The organism is Achromobacter sp. (assembly GCF_050285585.1).
In the GTDB taxonomy this organism is placed as follows: Bacteria; Pseudomonadota; Gammaproteobacteria; order Burkholderiales; family Burkholderiaceae_B; genus Achromobacter.
Window position 1 is genome coordinate 40563 of sequence record NZ_JBLZXF010000004.1, and the last position, 16661, is coordinate 57223.

Genomic DNA, 16661 nt, shown 5'->3' on the forward strand with positions numbered 1-16661 from the left:
GGGCCCTAGCCCCTTAACGCGGAAACCCTTGCGATGTCCATCGATACATTGCCTCCCTCCAGCACCGAATCCGTCTTGCGCGACTATTTCCACGCCAAGGACGAGAACCGCCCGCACTACATGGCGCGCGCGTTCGCGCCGGACGCGGTGCTGAAGATGGCCTTGCGCACGCAAGCCATCGCCTTCCCGCCCGAATCGCATGGCCTGGCGGCCATCGCCGATACGCTCGTGCGCAAGTTCGGCCAGACCTACGAGAACGTCTACACGTTCTATCTGTCGCGGCCCGAGCCGGGCGCCCGCCTGCCGGGCTATCAGTGCGACTGGATCGTGGGCATGACCGAAAAGGGCACCGGCAACGTGCGGGTGGGCTGCGGCCGATACGACTGGGAATTCCAGGACGAGCCCTATCTCGCCTCCAGCCTCGTCATCACCATCGAAACCATGGTCAGCCTGCCGGCTGCCGACGCGGAAGCGGTATTCGGCTGGCTGCTGGCGCTGGACTATCCCTGGACGAATGCCGCCCGCGTCGTGGCGGGCGCGCCGCCGCTTGAAGCCCTGGCGCCCGTCGTGCACTATCTACTCCATCCCAACGGCGTCTGACGCCTGCGTCCGCCGCGCATTGGATCCTTCCCTTGAAATACGACATCGCCGCTTTTGACTTCGACGGAACCCTGGCGGACACCATGCCCTGGTTCAACTCCATCCTGAACACGGTGGCCGACAAGTACGGTTTCCGCAAGATCGACGCAGCGGAACGCGATCAGCTCCGGCATCGCGAGGCCTCCGAGATTCTGAAGTTCCTGGGCATCCCCCTCTGGAAACTGCCGGCGATCATGGCGCACGTGCGCACGCTCATGCAGGACATCGATCCCAGCGTGCACCTGTTCGACGGCATCCCCGACGCGCTCGCCCGGCTCAAGGCCGGCGGCCTGCGCCTGGCCGTAGTCAGCTCGAATTCCACCGAAAACGTGCGGCGCGTGCTGGGCGCCGAGACCGCCGCCCTGTTCGACGATTTCGAATGCGGCACCGACCTGTTCGGCAAGTCCGCCAAGATCGACCGCCTGCTCAAGCACCACGGCACCGCCCCCGAACGCTTCCTGCTGGTGGGCGACGAAATGCGCGACATCGACGCCGCCCGCAAGGCCGGCGTGCGCGTCGGTTCCGTCGCCTGGGGCTATAACCATGTCGAGGCGCTGCGCGAACGCGGCCCCGACGAGCTGTTCCTGACAGTCGCCGACCTGCCATCCACCCTGGCCTGAACCTGGAGCCCATCGCCATGCACCTAGATCCCGCCCATCTGATTTCCGACGCCGACACGCTGCACGCCTTATACGGCGAACCCGGCGAAGCCTCGATCAAGAAGGAAGTGGATCACGTGCATCCGCACTACCGAAGCTTCATCGAAGCCGCGCCGTTCGCGATCCTGGCAACTGCCGGGCCCGATGGGCTGGACGCGTCGCCGCGCGGCGACCCCGCCGGCTTCGTCGTGGTGGAGAACGAGAAAACGCTGCTGCTGCCGGACCGCCGCGGCAACAATCGCATCGACAGCCTGCGCAACGTGCTGGCCGATCCGCGCATCGCGCTGCTGTTTCTCGTGCCCGGCGTGAACGAGACCCTCCGGGTCAATGGCACGGCCCGCATCAGCGTCGACCCCGCCCTGCTCGCGCGCTTCGACATGGATGGCAAGCAGCCGCGCTCGGTGCTCGTCATCGACGTGCAGACCGTGTACTTCCAGTGTTCGCGCGCCCTGCTGCGCTCGAAGCTCTGGGACCCGGGCACCCAAGTGCCGCGCAGCGCGCTGCCCAGCGTGGGCCGCATACTGTCGGACCTGACCGCTGGCACCTTCGACGGCGTCGCCTACGACCGCGACCTGCCCGCCCGCGTGGCCGGCTCGCTGTACTGAGGCGGCGTCCCGCATGGCGCGCAACGTCGAGATCAAGGCCAGGGTCGACAGCCTGGCCGCCATTGAACCGCTGGCGGCCGCCATGTCCGGCCAGGAGCCCGTCTCCATCGCCCAGGACGACACCTTCTTCGCCTGCGCCAACGGCCGCCTGAAACTGCGCGCCTTCGCCGACGGCACGGGCGAGCTGATCTTCTATCGCCGCAGCGACTCGGCGGGGCCGAAGGAGAGCTTCTACGTGATCTCCCGGACCGATGCGCCCGACTCCCTGCGCGAAGCGCTCACATTGGCCTATGGCACGGTGGGGCGGGTCAGGAAGCAGCGGCGGCTGTACATGGCCGGACGCACCCGCATCCACCTCGACCTGGTGGAAGGCCTGGGAGAGTTCCTGGAGCTGGAAGTGGTGCTGCGCGAGGGCGAAACCCCGGACGCCGGCATGGAAGAGGCCCGCAGCCTGATGGCGGGGCTGGGCGTGGCCCCCGAACAGCTGGTGTCCGGCGCCTACGTGGATCTCCTGGGCCGCAAGCCCTGACCCGGTTCCCCCGGCGGGCCAGCCGGCGCCTGGATTCAGGCCGGCTGCCAGCCGCGCGCGAACACATCCACGGGCTGGCGCTTGCCGCCCGCCTTCTGTAATTCGAGCAGGCGCAGCACGCCCTGGCCGCAGGCGATATCGATTCCCGCGCCATCGACGCGCAGCACGCTGCCGGGCGCGGCCGTCGCCGCTTCGTCCAGCGCTTGCGCGCGCCAGACCTTCACGGGGTCGGGCAAGCCCGGCAGGCGGATGCTGGCGCCGGGCACCGGATTGAATGCCCGCACGCGGCGCGCCAGCAGCTCGGCCGGCTGGGTGCAGTCCAGCGCGCCCTCGGCCTTGTCGAGCTTGGCGGCGTAGGTCACGCCTTCCTCGGGCTGCCTGCGCGGCGTCAGCCCGCCCTTCGCCAGGGCGTCGAGCGCCTCGACGATGGCCTCGCCGCCTGCCAGGGCCAGCGCATCATGCAGCTGGGCCGCGTTGGTGTCGGCGGCGATCGGCACAATGCGTTCAAGCAGCATATCGCCGGTATCCAGCCCCTGGTCCATCTGCATGATGGTCACGCCGGTCTGCGCATCGCCGGCCTCGATGGCGCGCTGGATGGGCGCGGCGCCGCGCCAGCGCGGCAACAGGCTGGCGTGAATGTTCAGGCAGCCCAAGCGCGGCAGGTCCAGCACCCATTGCGGCAGGATCAGGCCATAGGCGGCGACCACCATCACATCGGGCGCCACGCGCTCCAGCAGCGCACGGGCCTGCCCGGCCTCGTCCGGATAGCGGCCGTCCAGGCGCAGGCTGCGCGGCTGGGCCACGTCGATGCCCGCGTCCAGCGCCGCCTGCTTGACGGGGCTGGGCGTCAGCTTCAGGCCCCGTCCTGCGGGACGGTCGGGCTGGGTCATGACCAGGGGAATTTCGTGGCCGGCGGCCCGCAGGGCGTCGAACGCGATGCGGGCGAATTCCGGCGTGCCGGCAAAGACTAGGCGCATGGGAATTGGCAAAGAATGAGACAGGGGTTCAAAGAATCGCGTTTCCGCGCAGGCAGATGCCCTGCCCGATTCGGGGCGCCGCGGAGCCGGCTTCGCCGGTCCGCCAGCGCCGCCCCCCTTGAGGGGGGCCGCGAAGCGGGTTGGGGGTGGGTCACGCCCTTTCGCGCTCGGCCTTCTTCAGCTTGGTCTTGATGCGGTTCTGCTTCAGGCTGGAGAGGTATTGGACGAACACCTTGCCTTCGAGATGGTCCAGCTCATGTTGCACGCACACCGCCAGCAGGCCATCGGCCTCGAATTCGAAAGGCTTGCCGTCGGCGTCCAGCGCCTTGCAGCGGATACGCGACGCGCGTTCGACCTCGTCGTAGATGCCGGGCACGGAGAGGCACCCTTCTTCGTAGACCTTGTAGTCGTCGCTGCGCCAGGTGATCTCGGGATTGATCAGGACCAGCAGCTGGTTGCCTTCCTCGGACACGTCGATCACGACGACGCGTTCGTGCACGTCGACCTGGGTCGCGGCCAGGCCCACGCCGGGCGCGTCGTACATGGTTTCGGCCATGTCGCGCACCAGTTGGCGGATGCGGTCATCGACCTCGGCGACCGGCTTGGCCTTTTTGTGCAGGCGCGGGTCCGGGTAGCGAAGAATGGGAAGTAAAGCCATTGAAGGGGAATTGCCAGGTAGTGTTGCTTAGCAACAGTTTAATTCATTAGATTCTTGATTTCTAATAGTTTTCGGCTAATTTCAGTATTGGCCGGATTGCTGCGTCCCTTATTATTGCGCGGGCGCTTGGCGCCGCAATTCCGTCCGCCCCGAGGCGCCGCCTGCCGGCCGGCATGCGACACTCTCGCACCACCCACCGACGCTCCCGCGCCTGCGACATGCCGCTTACGCAATCCCCCCCAGAACTGGCCGCCTGGCTGCGGCTCTCCCTTGAGCCGAACGTCGGCCCGGCCACGGCCTGCACGCTGCTGAGCGCGCTCGGCCTGCCGGAGCAGATCTATGCGCAGCGCGCCACGGCGCTGGCGCGGCATCTGCCCGAGGCGCTTGCCCGCCAATTGGCCGCGCCGATGCCCGCCGACATGGCTGCCCAGGTCGAAGGCGCGCTGGAATGGGCCGCCGAGCCGGGCCGGCACATCCTGACCCTCGCGGATCCGACCTACCCCCAAAGCCTGCTCACGATCGCGGATCCTCCGATCCTGCTCTATGTCGCCGGCGACCCGGCCTTTCTGCAAGGGCCCACGCTGGCGGTGGTGGGCGCGCGCAACGCCACGCCCGGCGGCCGCGAAAACGCCCGCGCGTTCGCCCGCCACCTGGCCGCCCATGGCTGGCGGGTGGCCAGCGGCTTGGCCCTGGGCATCGATGGCGCCGCCCACGAAGGCGCGCTGGAAGCCGGGCCGGACGGCGCGGGCACGGTGGCGGTCATGGGCACGGGCGTCGACCGCGTCTATCCCGCCAAGCACCGCGAACTGGCGCACCGCATCGCGGCGCACGGGGCGCTGGTATCCGAACTGCCCCTGGGCACCGGCGCGCAGCCCCAGCATTTTCCCCGGCGCAACCGCATCGTGGCGGGGCTGGCGCGCGGCGTGCTGGTGGTGGAGGCGGCCCGCCAGAGCGGATCGCTCATCACCGCCCGGCTGGCCGGCGAAAGCGGGCGCGAAGTCTTCGCCATCCCGGGCTCGATCCACTCGCCCCTGTCCCGCGGATGCCATGCGCTGATCCGCCAGGGCGCGAAGCTGGTGGAAACCGCCAGCGACATCACCGACGAACTCGGCGGCGGCCCGGTGCCCGCCCCGCGCGTCCAGGCCGCCAGGGCCCCGCTGCCCTCCCATCCCGTGCTCGAGGCGCTGGGCTTCGACCCGCTGCACCAGGATGCCATACAGGCCCGCTGCGGGCTGGCCACCAGCGACCTGCAGGCGCAGTTGGTGGAACTGGAACTCCAGGGCCGGATCGCCCGCCTGGACGACGGCCGATACCAGCGTCTTGAGTAGGCGCTAATATTGGGCGATAGCGCCGCAGCCTTGCGGCGCCGGTCATCCCATCCCGAAACAGGAAGAGACATGGCTTTGCCCTCCCGCGTGAAGATCGTCGAGGTGTCGCCTCGCGATGGCCTTCAGAACGAAAAGGAATTCGTGCCTACCGACGTCAAGGTGGAACTGGTCGACCGGCTGAGCGCCGCCGGCTTCCCTAACGTCGAGGCCGCGTCGTTCGTATCGCCCAAATGGGTGCCGCAAATGGCCGACGGCGCGGACGTCATGGCCCGCATCCAGCGCCGCCCCGGCACGATCTATTCCGTGCTCACGCCCAACATGAAGGGCTTCGAGGGAGCGCTTGCGGCCGGCGCCGACGAGATCGTGATTTTCGGCGCCGCCAGCGAGGCCTTCTCCCAAAAGAACATCAACTGTTCCATCGCGGAATCCATCGCGCGTTTCGAACCCGTCGTGCAGGCCGCCCGCGAGGCCGGCATCCGCGTGCGCGGCAGCATCAGCTGCGCGCTGGGCTGCCCGTACCAGGGCGAGGTCCCGGTCGAGGCGGTGGTGGACGTGGCGCAGCGCTATCTGGCGATGCAGGTCGACGAAATCGACGTGGCCGACACCATCGGCGTGGGCACGCCCAAGCGCGTGCGCGAGGTGATGGCGGCGGTCACGCGCGCGGTGGATCCGGCGCGCGTATCCGGCCACTTCCACGACACTTACGGCCAGGCCCTGGCCAACATCCTGGCGGCGCTGGAGTCGGGCATTTCCATCTTCCACACCTCCGTGGCCGGCCTGGGAGGCTGCCCCTATGCCAAGGGCGCCACCGGCAACGTCGCCACCGAAGACGTGCTGTACATGTTGCGCGGCCTGGATATCGACACCGGCGTGGATTTCGACGCCGTGGTCGACATTGGGCAATGGATGTCGTCCCACTTGAACCGCAAGGGTTCCAGTCGGGCCGGCAACGCCATCGCCGCCAAACGGGCCGCATGAGCTCGCCGGGCCGCCCCAATAGCGAATACCGGCATGCGCAGCGTGAAGGTAGCCCAGTGAGCGCTCCCGCCGGCACACCCGCCCCCGAGGACCGCGCGGCGCTGCTGCGCGCCATCGGTCCGCTGCCCTTGTCGGGCCAGGCGTGGCCGGACTGGGTGCGCATCCTGACCTGGATCATCCTGGCGATTCTGGGCGTGCAGGTGGTAACCACCGCCATCCGCGCGCCCTCCCAACCCTTCGATACCCTGCTTATCGCGGCGGTCGTGCTGTGCTTCGTGGGCCTGCTGTTCGTGTCCTGGCACATGCAGACGTCCATCACCACCATCGACGAACGCGGCCTGCGCCAGACCTGGTTCACCCGCCGCGAAGTCGCCTGGGAAGACGTGCGCTATGCGCGCTTCGTGCCCATGCTGTTTTCAAAGCGCCTGGTCGTGTTCACGCATCGCGGGCGCCCGATGATCTTCCAGGGCGGCACGCGGGAGTTGCGCGCGGCGTTCGTGAAGATCGCGGAACTCTACAAATCTTCCCATGCCTGACACCCCCCGCGAGGCGGCTCGACGGGCGATGCCGCCCCGCGTGGGCGCCGGGCGCGCGGAATCACCGGATCGGTAAGGCGTACATCAGGCCGCCCTGGGTCCATTGCGCATTCAGGCCGCGCTGGATCTTCAGGGGGCTGCCCTGGCCAACGTTGCGCTCGAAGCTCTCGCCGTAGTTGCCCACCTGCTTGACGATGTTGTAGGCCCATTTCTCGTCCAGCCCCAGGTTGGCGCCGCTGCCGGGGATGACGCCCAGGATGCGCTTGATGTTGGGGTTGGCGCTCTTGGCCTGCTCGTCCACGTTCTTGGACGACACGCCGTACTCTTCGGCCTCGATCATGGCGGACAGCGACCAGCGCACGATGTTCAGCCAGGCGTCGTCGCCCTGGCGCACGAAGGGGCCCAGCGGTTCCTTGGAGATGATCTCGGGCAGCACCACGTAATCGTCGGGATTCTGCAACTTGGAGATGCGGATAGAGGCCAGGCCCGACGCGTCCGTGCTGAAGACGTCGCACCGGCCCGCCGCAAAGGCGTTGACCACCTCGTTGAAGGTTTCGATCACGACCGGTTTGTAGCTCACGTTGTTGGCGCGCGCCCAGTCGGCCAGCGTGTTTTCGTTGGACGTGCCGGTCTGCAGGCAGATGGTGGCGCCGTTGATCTCCTTGGCGCTTTTCACGCCCAGCGACTTCGGCACCAGGAAGCCCTGGCCGTCGTAGAAATTGATGCCGGCGTGGATGATGCCCAGCGCGGTGTCGCGCTGCTGCGTCACCGTGGTGTTGCGCGTCAGCACGTCCACTTCGCCGGATTGCAGCGCGGTGAAGCGCTGTTGCGAATTCAGCGGCACGACCTTGATCTTGTCGGCATCGCCGAAGACGGCCGCCGCGATGGCTCGGCAGAGGTCCACGTCCAGCCCCTGCCACTTGCCCTGGGCATCGGGCGCGGAAAAGCCGGCGAACCCCGTCGTCGTGCCGCAAGCCACCGCGCCCCGCTGGCGCACCACGTCCAGCGTCGCCGCTTGCGCGCCTTGCGCCGCCGCCACCAAGAGCGCCGCGCCCATCAACCCTTTTGCAATGTTCATGACCTGTTTCCTGTTCTTCTGCCGGACGCGGGGACGCGCCGAGGCAAGAAGCTTATAGACATGAAGCGCCCTCGCCAAATAACAAGCGCTCATTTAGGTATGCGCGCCCGGCCGGGCCGGGACGCAGGCGCAAGGATAGCAATCCGCTGGCGGGCAGCGGATGCGCGCCGTCAAGCCGCCAGCGAGATCGACACCGGTTCGTTGGCCTCGCAGGCGTCCAGCGCGCGGGCCAGCCGCTGCATGCCCAGCGCGATCTGGCTTTCGTTCATGGTGGCGAACGACATGCGCATGGCATGCAGGTCGGCCTGCGCCGGGTCTGCGTAGAACGCCTTGCCCGGCACATAGACCACTTCGTTCTCGATGGCATAAGGCAGCAGGCGGGTGGCATCCGCCTCGCCCGTCAGGCGTGCCCAGAAGAACATGCCGCCCTCGGGCTTGCTGAAGGTGACCCGGCCGTCGAGTTCGCGGGCGAGCGCCTCGGCCATCGCGTCGCAGCGCTGGCCGTAGGCGGCGCGGATGCGCGGCACGTGCTCGGCGTAGCGGCCGTTGGCCAGGTACTGGGCCACGACTTCCTGGATCCACGCGGACGAAGCCATGTCGTCGGCCGCCTTGGCGCCGACGCAGCGGCGCCGGATCTCGGGCGGGGCGACCAGCCAGCCGATGCGCAGCGCCGGCGCCATGGTCTTGGACATGCTTGCCAGATACACCGCCCAATGGCGGGCCTCGCCTTCGGCCAGGGCGGCGATGGGCGGCACCGCGGTGCCGGCGAAGCGCAGCTCGCTATAGGGATCGTCCTCGACGATCAGGAAGCGGTGCTTGACCGCGAGCTCCAGCAGCCGCAGGCGGCGCTGGCGCGTGAGCGTGGCGCCGCAGGGATTGGAGAAAGAAGCGACGACGCACACGATCTTCGGCTTGACCCGCGCGGCAAGCTCGTCCAGCGCGTCCACGTCGATGCCCTCGGGCCCCGACTGCACCGTGTGCACCGTGGCTCCGGTGTAGCGCAGGGCCTGCACGGAATTGGGAAACGCGGGCGATTCGATGATGGCGTGGTCGCCGGGTTGCAGCATGACTCGGCTCAGGAGGGCCATCGCCTGCTGGGAACCGCCGGTCACGGCCAGTTCGGTGTCGGCGTTGCAGGCAAGGCCGCGTTCGGCGGACAGCCGCGCCAGCTCATGGCGCAGGCTGGCCTGCCCATCGATGTTGGAATACTGCAGGCATGCTCCCAGCCGCGCCATGACCTGGGTCGACGCGACCGTCAGGCCTTCGATGTCGAACAGTTCCTGGGCGGGATATCCGCCCGCCAGCGAAATGGTGCCCGGCCGCATGGCATAGGGCATCAGCGATCGGATGGGCGAGGCGGGGGGATGGGCGAAAGGCGTGGCAAAAGCGTAATCGGGCGCTGCGCTGGACATGGCGGGGGGACAGGGAAGGTGGAGAACCGTGTCGCCCGCAAGGGCGGCGCCGGACCGCTTAGAACATTGAAATATAAACAAATCCCTTCAAATTCTAAGCCTGGCCTTTGCACAGGGTCAACGGCCGGACCGGGCTGTGTGGCGAAACGATCCTGCGCAGTCCTACACTATGGGACATCCCATTTCCGCAAGAGAGCTGCATGACCGCCGTAGACACCATGGCCGGGCGCCTTGCCCAGATCCAGCAACGCATCGCGCGCGCCTGCGCGCGCGCCGGCCGCGCCCCGGAAAGCGTGACGCTGCTGCCCGTCAGCAAGACTTTCGGCGTCGAGGCCATCCGCGAGGCCATGGCGCTGGGGCTGACCCGGTTCGGCGAAAACAAGACGCAGGAAATCCGCCAGAAGGCCGCCGCCCTGGCTGGCCAGGGCCTGCAATGGGTGCTGATCGGCCACCTGCAGACCAACAAGGCCAAGGATGCCGCGCGCGACGCGGCCGAGGTGCAATCGCTGGACCGCGCGGAGCTGGCCGAGGCCCTGCACCGCCGCCTGGCCGCCGAGGGCCGCAGCCTGGACGTGCTGGTCCAGGTGAAAACCTCGTCCGAACCCAGCAAGTACGGCATGGCTCCCGAGGACGTGCCCGCCTTCCTGCGCCGCATCGCGGCCGACTTCCCGACCTTGCGCGTGCAGGGGCTGATGACGCTGGCCGTGAACTCCCCGGATCCGGAGGAAGTGCGCGCCTGCTTCCGCGCCCTGCGCGAGCTGCGGGACCGGCTGCGCCAGGAGAATATCCCCGGCGTATCCCTGGAGCGCCTGTCCATGGGCATGAGCGGGGATTTCGAGCTTGCGATCGAGGAAGGCTCGACGGAGGTGCGCATCGGCACGGCCGTGTTCGGCGCGCGCGCCTATCCCGATCCGCAGTAGTCCCGGACGCGGACGGCAAGAAGAAAGCGCCCGGTTTCCGGGCCCTTTTGCGTGGGCGCAAGGCATAATGGCGGCGCAAGAAAAAAGCGGCGCGAACTTGACGACGATCAAGGACGCAACGCCGCGCTTTCGACATTCCGCACGAGGAGACACCCCATGCACAAACCCATGAAGCGCCTGCTGGCGCTAGCCGCCCTGTCCCTGGCCGCCGGCGCGGCCTCCGCCCAATCCTGGCCCACCCAGCCGGTCCGCTGGATCGTTCCCTACCCCGCCGGCGGCGGCACCGACGTGGTGGCGCGCACGGTGGCGAGCGGCCTGGAAAAGGCGCTGGGCCAGACCATCGTGGTCGAGAACCGCCCCGGCGCCGGCACCATCATCGGCGCCACCGCCATCGCGCAGGCGGAGCCCTCCGGCTACGTCGTCGGCACGGCCGACTCCGGCACCCTGGCCTTCAACTCGTCGCTGTACGCCAAGCTGTCCTACGATCCGGCCAAGTTCACCTACATCGGCGGCATCGCCAAGTTCCCGCTGCTGCTGGCCGTGAACGTCAACTCGCCGTACAAGACCGTGGACGAGGTGCTCGCGGCCGCCAAGAAGGAGCCGGGCAAGCTGACGGCGGCTTCCGCCGGCGCGGGCTCGCCCCACCACCTGGCGTTGGAGCTCTTCAAGCAGCGCACGGGCGCCAACGTGCTGCACGTGCCGTACAAGGGCGCCGCGCCCGCCATCCAGGACCTGCTGGGCGGCCAGGTCGATCTGATGTTCATCGACCTCGCCTCGGGCCTGCCCAACGTGAAGGCCGGCAAGCTGCGCGTGCTGGCTGCGGCCACGCCCGAGCGCCTGTCGGTGCTGCCGGACACCCCGACGATGGCCGAGCAAGGCATCGCCAATTTCACCGCCTACGCCTGGCAAGGCCTGGTGGGCCCGGCCGGACTGCCGGAAAACGTGGTCAAGAAGCTGTCGGCCGACCTGGAAGCCACGCTCAAGAGTCCGGCCGTGTCGCAAAAGATCCTGGACATGGGCGTCATCCCCATGCCGATGCCGGCCACGGAGTTCAAGGCCTACGCCGACCAGGAGCGCAGCGCCTGGGCGGAAGTCATCAAGAAGGCCGGCATCAAGCTGGAATGAGCGCGGGCGCCGGAACGTGAAAAAGCCGCGGCCCGCAATGGCCGCGGCTTTTTCTTTGGCGCCGGCGCCTCAGCCCGCCTGGACGGGAATCTGGCGCGGTTGCGCCTCGCGCACGCGCGGAATGCGCAACGTCAGCACGCCCTGCTTGAGGCTGGCGCTGATTTCCCCGCGGTCGAACTCCTGCCCCAGCCTGAATGAGCGCCGGAACAGCGGCGCGCGCAACTCGCCGTGCACCAGCCGCAGGCCGGCGGGCGCGGACACGGCGGCCTCGCCCTCGATCAGCAGGACGTCGGATTCCACATTGATGCGCAGCCGTTCCTTGGACACGCCGGGCAAGTCGGCGATCAGACTGATGCCTTGCGGGTCCTCGAATATATCCACGGCCGGGGTGGTGACGCCGCGAGTGTCGCGCTTGTCGGAAGCGGCTTCCTGCGCGGGCACGGTCAGATCTTTCTGTTCATTCATGATCGGTACTCCTTGGTGCGTAGGGGGGAAGATCACGTCACTGCACGGTCACCAGACGCGGCTTGGACGCTTCCTTGCGCTTGATGGAAATGGCCAGGCAGCCGTCGGCGTAGCGCGCCTGCACGTTGTCGGGATCGGCATCCGCGGGCAGTTCGACCACACGCGTATAGCGGCCTTCGAACCGTTCCCGCGCGTAGTAGCGCGCATTGTCCGGCAGTTGCGGGGCCTGGCGTTCGCCGCTGATCGTGAGCAGGCGCTTTTCGATCGACACGTTCAGCGTGTCGGGCTCCACGCCCGGCACGAACGCGACGACCTCGATCGAGTCGCCGGACACGCCCACGTTGACCGGCGGAAAATGCGCCTGGGGCGTGGCGCGCAAGGCGGCTGGAACGCCGACGCCTCGCAGCACGCGGTCCATATGCTCCTGGATGGCGTCGAACGCCGTGGCAAAGCCGTTGTCGCTGAATGGAAAGCTGGTCATGTTGGACTCCCGAATGAAAAAGGGACAAGTCGAGACACAACGCAATCGCCAGAGCCGCGACCGCAGGTCTGGTCTCTTCAATTCCCAGTATGGGAGCGGTTTCGCCAGCTTCAAGAGGCCCGGAATCCGGGAAAAATGGGTGCCTGGCTTGCCGGGCGCGGCCGCGGCAATGCAAAAAAAATCGCAGCCGGAGACGGCTGCGATTTTCGTTCCGAGTCGGATGCCGGCTACACCAGCACGCGTTCGATGCCGCCCGCGTTGGCGCGGCGGACGTAGTCCTCCATCCAGCTTTCGCCCAGGATGTGGCGCGCCATTTCGACCACGATGTAGTCCGCGTCCATGCCGGTGTCGCCCTCGTAGCGCGACAGGCCTTGCAGGCACGACGGGCACGAGGTCAGCACCTTCACGTCGCCCGTGAAGCCATCGCTGCGCAGCGCGGCGTCGCCCTTGAGCAGCTCTTCCTGCTTGCGGAAGCGCACCTGCGTGGAAATGTCCGGGCGGCTGACGGCCAGCGTGCCCGATTCGCCGCAGCAGCGGTCGCTCTTGACGGCGCCGTCGCCCACCAGGGCGCGCACCGTCTTCATCGGCTCCTGCAGCTTCATGGGCGTGTGGCAGGGGTCGTGGTACATGTAGCGCACGCCCTTCGCGCCTTCGAGCTTGATGCCCTTTTCGAGCAGGTACTCATGGATGTCGATCAAGCGGCAGCCGGGGAAGATCTTCTCGAACTCGTAGCCCGCGAGCTGGTCGTAGCAGGTGCCGCAGCTGACCACCACCGTCTTGATGTCCAGGTAGTTCAGCGTGTTGGCGACCCGGTGGAACAGCACCCGGTTGTCGGTGATGATCTGCTCGGCCTTGTCCGTCATGCCGTTGCCGCGCTGGGGATAGCCGCAGCACAGGTAGCCCGGCGGCAGCACGGTCTGCACGCCGGCATGCCACAGCATGGCCTGCGTGGCCAGGCCCACTTGCGAGAACAGCCGCTCCGAGCCGCAGCCCGGGAAGTAGAACACGGCCTCCGTATCGGCCGTGGTGGCCTTCGGATCGCGGATGATGGGCACGTAGTTCGCGTCTTCGATGTCCAGCAGCTTGCGCGCCGCCTGCTTGGGCAGCCCGCCCGGCATCTTCTTGTTCACGAAGTGCACGATCTGCTCGCGCATCGGGGGCTTGCCCACCGTGGCCGGAGGCGCCGCCGTCTGCTTCTTCACCAGGCCCGACAGCAGGTCGTGGGCAGCGCGCTGCACCTTGTAGCCCACGCCCACCATCGCCTTGCGGGTGGCGTTGATGGTGGCCGGATCCTTCGCGTTCAGGAAGAACATGGCGCTGGCCGTGCCGGGGTTGAACGACTTGCGGCCCATGCGGCGCAGCACGGCGCGCATGTTCATGGACACGTCGCCGAAATCGATGTCGACCGGACAGGGGTTGTAGCACTTGTGGCAGACCGTGCAGTGGTCAGCCACGTCCTCGAACTCTTCCCAGTGCTTCAGGCTGACGCCGCGGCGGGTCTGCTCTTCGTACAGGAAGGCCTCCACCAGCAGCGAGGTGGCCAGGATCTTGTTGCGCGGCGAGTACAGCAGGTTCGCGCGCGGCACGTGGGTGGCGCACACGGGCTTGCATTTCCCGCAGCGCAGGCAATCCTTGATGGATTCCGAGATGGCGCCGATATCGCTTTGCTGCATGATCAGCGATTCGTGGCCCATCAGGTTGAAGCTGGGCGTCCAGGCATGGCGCAGGTCGGCGCCGGGCATGAGCTTGCCGGCGTTGAAGTGGCCCTTGGGGTCCACGCGGCGCTTGTACTCCTGGAACGGCGCCAGCTCAGCTTCGGTCAGGAACTCGTACTTGGTCAGGCCGATGCCGTGCTCGCCGGAGATCACGCCGTCGAGGTCGCGGGCGATCTGCATGATGCGCTCGACGGCCTGGTGGGCCTCCTGCAGCATCTCGTAATCGTCCGAGTTGACCGGGATGTTGGTGTGCACGTTGCCGTCGCCGGCGTGCATGTGCAGCGCGACGAACACGCGGCTCTTGAGCACCCGGCCATGGATGGCGACCAGCTCGTCGACGATCTTCTTGTAGGCCGCGCCCGAGAACGCGCGCTGCAGGCCGGCCAGCACTTCGGTTTTCCAGGATATGCGGATCGTGCGGTCCTGCACGACGTCGAAAATGCGCGCCTCGGGCTGGACCGCCAGGCGGTCCGACAACGCGGCCTGCAGGTCGCCCAGGCCCAGCCCGTGCAACTCGGGCAGCGCCTGCAGCAGCGGCAGGTCCAGGTTGTCCAGCAGCCACTGCCAGCGCTTCCTGGCGCCGGCGAGCAGTTCCAGCGCCTGGCGCGTGCGTTCGGCCAGCACTTCGGCGCGGGTGGTTTCGATGTCGGCGTCGTCGATCTTGCCGACCGGCAGCGGCGTGCACAGGTACGCGTCCAGCGCGCCCAGCAGCTTGAGCTTGTTGCGGGTCGAGAGCTCGATGTTGATGCGTTCGATGTGATCCGTGTATTCGCCCATGCGGGGCAGCGGGATCACCACGTCTTCGTTGATCTTGAAGGCGTTGGTGTGGCGGGCGATGGCGGCGGTGCGCGAACGGTCCAGCCAGAACTTCTTGCGGGCCTCGGGGCTGACGGCCACGAAGCCTTCGCCGTGGCGGGTATTGGCCAGGCGCACGACCTCGCTGGCCGCCGCGGCGACCGCGTCTTCGTCGTCGCCGACGATATCGCCGATCAGGACCATCTTGGGCAGCACGCCGCGCTTGCTCTTGGTGGCGTAGCCCACGGCGCGCAGATAGCGTTCGTCCAGGTGCTCCAGGCCGGCCAGGATGGCGCCGCGCTCGCGGCCCTCGCCGTCCAGGTAGCCCTTGACCTCGACGATCGACGGGATGGCGTCGCGCGCCTGCCCGAAGAACTCCATGCAGACCGTGCGCGTGTGGCGCGGCATGCGGTGCAGCACCCAGCGCGCCGACGTGATCAGGCCGTCGCAGCCTTCCTTCTGGATGCCCGGCAGGCCCGCCAGGAACTTGTCGGTGACGTCCTTGCCCAGGCCTTCCTTGCGGAACACGCGGCCCTGGATCTCGAGCGTCTCGGTCTTGAGCAGGCGCTCGCCCGGCTTGCCGCGGCCGTCGAACCACTTGAGCTCGAAACGGGCCACCTCCACGTCATGGATCTTGCCCATGTTGTGGTCCAGGCGGCTCACTTCGAGCCAGTTGCCGTTCGGGTCGACCATGCGCCACCAGGCCAGGTTGTCCAGCGCGGTGCCCCACAGCACGGCCTTCTTGCCGCCCGCGTTCATGGCGATATTGCCGCCCACGCAAGAGGCTTCGGCGGAGGTCGGATCGACCGCGAATACGAAGCCCGCCGCCTCGGCCGCCTCGGATACCCGCTTGGTCACCACGCCGGCGCCGGCGTGGATAACCGCCACGGGCTCGCTCAGGCCGGGCAGGATACAGGACTCGACCTGGCCCAGCCGGTCGAATTTCTCGGTGTTGATGACCGCCGACTTCCAGGTCAGCGGAATGGCGCCGCCGGTATAGCCGGTGCCGCCGCCGCGCGGGATGATGGTCAGGCCCAGTTCGATGCAGGCCGTGACCAGCGCCGCGACCTCGTCTTCCGAGTCGGGCGTCAATACCACGAAGGGATATTCCACCCGCCAGTCGGTAGCGTCGGTGACGTGCGAGACGCGCGACAGGCCGTCGAACTTGATGTTGTCGCGGGCCGTGATGCGGCCCAGCGCCTTCTGCGCCTGCTTGCGCATCATGGCGGTCTGGTCGAATTCGCCTTCGAAGGCCGCGATGGCCGAACGCGCCCGCGCCAGCAGGCCGACGACCTTTTCGTCGCGGTGCGGATCGTGGCCGGCTTCGGCCGGCACGTCCGGTTCGCGGCGGCGGTCGATCTCGGCCAGGCGGTGATGCAGGGCCTCGATGAGCTGCTTGCGGCGCTTGGGATTGTCGAGCAGGTCGTCCTGCAGGTACGGGTTGCGGCGCACCACCCAGATATCGCCCAGCACCTCGTAGAGCATGCGGGCGGAACGCCCCGTCCGGCGTTCGCCGCGCAGGTCGGTCAACAGGCTCCAGGCATCGTCGCCTAGCAACCGGCCGACGATCTCGCGATCGGAGAACGACGTGTAGTTGTAGGGAATTTCACGCAGGCGCGCGGGTGTTGCGGGCGGCATCGCCCCGTTCAAGATGTGGCTAGCGAGTGGGGCGTTCATGGCTGCAAGGGGGGCCCGTAAAAAACTATTTTATGCCATTGGTCGAGTCTGCCCCCGAATACCCCCAGGGACGCGCCCGAAACC

The 16661-nt window shown here is 67.7% G+C and carries 16 protein-coding genes; 9 read left to right on the plus strand and 7 right to left on the minus strand.

The genetic code is table 11. From position 1 onward, the window contains the following. Nucleotides 1-33: 33 nt before the first annotated feature. The 4 genes from ACN6PJ_RS07740 to ACN6PJ_RS07755 are packed head-to-tail and all read left to right on the plus strand — an operon-like array spanning nucleotide 34 to nucleotide 2432. Entirely contained in the window at nucleotides 34-600 is a 567-nt protein-coding gene (locus tag ACN6PJ_RS07740) for a hypothetical protein (RefSeq protein ID WP_427995298.1), read from the plus strand. A 32-nt stretch (nucleotides 601-632) separates the two neighbouring features. Further along, nucleotides 633-1259: an HAD hydrolase-like protein gene (locus ACN6PJ_RS07745; RefSeq protein WP_427995299.1), complete on the plus strand. Its 627-nt coding sequence runs from the start codon at nucleotides 633-635 to the stop codon at nucleotides 1257-1259. Nucleotides 1260-1276: 17 nt separating this feature from the next. Continuing rightward, the gene (locus ACN6PJ_RS07750) at nucleotides 1277-1903 is read left to right on the plus strand and encodes a pyridoxamine 5'-phosphate oxidase family protein (RefSeq protein ID WP_427995300.1); all 627 of its coding nucleotides are present in this window, start codon (nucleotides 1277-1279) and stop codon (nucleotides 1901-1903) included. A gap of 13 nt (nucleotides 1904-1916) precedes the next feature. Then, complete coding sequence (locus ACN6PJ_RS07755) at nucleotides 1917-2432, plus strand: class IV adenylate cyclase (RefSeq protein ID WP_427995301.1); 516 nt, start codon at nucleotides 1917-1919, stop codon at nucleotides 2430-2432. A gap of 35 nt (nucleotides 2433-2467) precedes the next feature. Here ACN6PJ_RS07755 and fmt read toward each other — a convergent pair whose 3' ends face one another. Then, entirely contained in the window at nucleotides 2468-3409 is a 942-nt protein-coding gene (gene fmt, locus ACN6PJ_RS07760; RefSeq protein ID WP_427995302.1) for a methionyl-tRNA formyltransferase, read from the minus strand. 151 nt (nucleotides 3410-3560) lie between these two features. Beyond that, nucleotides 3561-4067 (minus strand): peptide deformylase, encoded by a 507-nt coding sequence (gene def, locus ACN6PJ_RS07765; protein WP_427995303.1) that lies wholly within the window; start codon nucleotides 4065-4067, stop codon nucleotides 3561-3563. Nucleotides 4068-4285: 218 nt separating this feature from the next. Here def and dprA point away from each other — a divergent pair, with 218 nt between their 5' ends. The 3 genes from dprA to ACN6PJ_RS07780 all read left to right on the plus strand — a co-directional run bounded on the left by dprA (nucleotide 4286) and on the right by ACN6PJ_RS07780 (nucleotide 6909). Continuing rightward, nucleotides 4286-5395 (plus strand): DNA-processing protein DprA, encoded by a 1110-nt coding sequence (gene dprA, locus ACN6PJ_RS07770; protein WP_427995304.1) that lies wholly within the window; start codon nucleotides 4286-4288, stop codon nucleotides 5393-5395. A gap of 69 nt (nucleotides 5396-5464) precedes the next feature. Further along, nucleotides 5465-6373 carry a hydroxymethylglutaryl-CoA lyase gene (locus ACN6PJ_RS07775; protein WP_427995305.1) on the plus strand — a complete coding sequence of 303 codons (909 nt, stop codon included), beginning with the start codon at nucleotides 5465-5467 and terminating at the stop codon, nucleotides 6371-6373. Nucleotides 6374-6429: 56 nt separating this feature from the next. Then, nucleotides 6430-6909 (plus strand): hypothetical protein, encoded by a 480-nt coding sequence (locus ACN6PJ_RS07780; RefSeq protein WP_427995306.1) that lies wholly within the window; start codon nucleotides 6430-6432, stop codon nucleotides 6907-6909. Nucleotides 6910-6970: 61 nt separating this feature from the next. Here ACN6PJ_RS07780 and ACN6PJ_RS07785 read toward each other — a convergent pair whose 3' ends face one another. Both ACN6PJ_RS07785 and ACN6PJ_RS07790 read right to left on the minus strand, forming a co-directional pair. Beyond that, nucleotides 6971-7987: an amino acid ABC transporter substrate-binding protein gene (locus ACN6PJ_RS07785; protein ID WP_427995307.1), complete on the minus strand. Its 1017-nt coding sequence runs from the start codon at nucleotides 7985-7987 to the stop codon at nucleotides 6971-6973. Nucleotides 7988-8157: 170 nt separating this feature from the next. Further along, entirely contained in the window at nucleotides 8158-9399 is a 1242-nt protein-coding gene (locus ACN6PJ_RS07790) for a PLP-dependent aminotransferase family protein (protein WP_427995308.1), read from the minus strand. Nucleotides 9400-9599: 200 nt separating this feature from the next. On the opposite strand from ACN6PJ_RS07790, the gene ACN6PJ_RS07795 reads away from it, so the two are divergent. Then, nucleotides 9600-10319: a YggS family pyridoxal phosphate-dependent enzyme gene (locus ACN6PJ_RS07795; protein ID WP_427995309.1), complete on the plus strand. Its 720-nt coding sequence runs from the start codon at nucleotides 9600-9602 to the stop codon at nucleotides 10317-10319. A gap of 156 nt (nucleotides 10320-10475) precedes the next feature. Next, on the plus strand, nucleotides 10476-11444 hold the full coding sequence (locus ACN6PJ_RS07800; protein ID WP_427995310.1) for a Bug family tripartite tricarboxylate transporter substrate binding protein: 969 nt from the start codon (nucleotides 10476-10478) through the stop codon (nucleotides 11442-11444). 69 nt (nucleotides 11445-11513) lie between these two features. Here the strand turns inward: ACN6PJ_RS07800 and ACN6PJ_RS07805 are convergent, their stop codons facing one another. The 3 genes from ACN6PJ_RS07805 to ACN6PJ_RS07815 all read right to left on the minus strand — a co-directional run bounded on the left by ACN6PJ_RS07805 (nucleotide 11514) and on the right by ACN6PJ_RS07815 (nucleotide 16577). Next, on the minus strand, nucleotides 11514-11909 hold the full coding sequence (locus tag ACN6PJ_RS07805; RefSeq protein ID WP_277756763.1) for an Hsp20/alpha crystallin family protein: 396 nt from the start codon (nucleotides 11907-11909) through the stop codon (nucleotides 11514-11516). A 37-nt stretch (nucleotides 11910-11946) separates the two neighbouring features. After that, nucleotides 11947-12390 (minus strand): Hsp20/alpha crystallin family protein, encoded by a 444-nt coding sequence (locus tag ACN6PJ_RS07810; RefSeq protein WP_277756762.1) that lies wholly within the window; start codon nucleotides 12388-12390, stop codon nucleotides 11947-11949. Nucleotides 12391-12617: 227 nt separating this feature from the next. Continuing rightward, on the minus strand, nucleotides 12618-16577 hold the full coding sequence (locus ACN6PJ_RS07815; protein WP_427995311.1) for a DUF3683 domain-containing protein: 3960 nt from the start codon (nucleotides 16575-16577) through the stop codon (nucleotides 12618-12620). Between the last annotated feature and the right edge of the window lie 84 nt (nucleotides 16578-16661).

What these genes read in the sequence shown, in the direction of transcription:
- ACN6PJ_RS07740 (WP_427995298.1), top strand. Translation starts at nt 34, where the DNA reads ATGTCCATCGATACATTGCCTCCCTCCAGCACCGAATCCGTCTTGCGC.
- ACN6PJ_RS07775 (WP_427995305.1), top strand. Translation starts at nt 5,465, where the DNA reads ATGGCTTTGCCCTCCCGCGTGAAGATCGTCGAGGTGTCGCCTCGCGAT.
- dprA (WP_427995304.1), top strand. Translation starts at nt 4,286, where the DNA reads ATGCCGCTTACGCAATCCCCCCCAGAACTGGCCGCCTGGCTGCGGCTC.
- ACN6PJ_RS07815 (WP_427995311.1), bottom strand. Translation starts at nt 16,577, where the DNA reads ATGAACGCCCCACTCGCTAGCCACATCTTGAACGGGGCGATGCCGCCC.
- ACN6PJ_RS07790 (WP_427995308.1), bottom strand. Translation starts at nt 9,399, where the DNA reads ATGTCCAGCGCAGCGCCCGATTACGCTTTTGCCACGCCTTTCGCCCAT.
- ACN6PJ_RS07805 (WP_277756763.1), bottom strand. Translation starts at nt 11,909, where the DNA reads ATGAATGAACAGAAAGATCTGACCGTGCCCGCGCAGGAAGCCGCTTCC.
- ACN6PJ_RS07800 (WP_427995310.1), top strand. Translation starts at nt 10,476, where the DNA reads ATGCACAAACCCATGAAGCGCCTGCTGGCGCTAGCCGCCCTGTCCCTG.
- ACN6PJ_RS07785 (WP_427995307.1), bottom strand. Translation starts at nt 7,987, where the DNA reads ATGAACATTGCAAAAGGGTTGATGGGCGCGGCGCTCTTGGTGGCGGCG.
- ACN6PJ_RS07810 (WP_277756762.1), bottom strand. Translation starts at nt 12,390, where the DNA reads ATGACCAGCTTTCCATTCAGCGACAACGGCTTTGCCACGGCGTTCGAC.
- fmt (WP_427995302.1), bottom strand. Translation starts at nt 3,409, where the DNA reads ATGCGCCTAGTCTTTGCCGGCACGCCGGAATTCGCCCGCATCGCGTTC.
- ACN6PJ_RS07795 (WP_427995309.1), top strand. Translation starts at nt 9,600, where the DNA reads ATGACCGCCGTAGACACCATGGCCGGGCGCCTTGCCCAGATCCAGCAA.
- ACN6PJ_RS07750 (WP_427995300.1), top strand. Translation starts at nt 1,277, where the DNA reads ATGCACCTAGATCCCGCCCATCTGATTTCCGACGCCGACACGCTGCAC.
- ACN6PJ_RS07755 (WP_427995301.1), top strand. Translation starts at nt 1,917, where the DNA reads ATGGCGCGCAACGTCGAGATCAAGGCCAGGGTCGACAGCCTGGCCGCC.
- def (WP_427995303.1), bottom strand. Translation starts at nt 4,067, where the DNA reads ATGGCTTTACTTCCCATTCTTCGCTACCCGGACCCGCGCCTGCACAAA.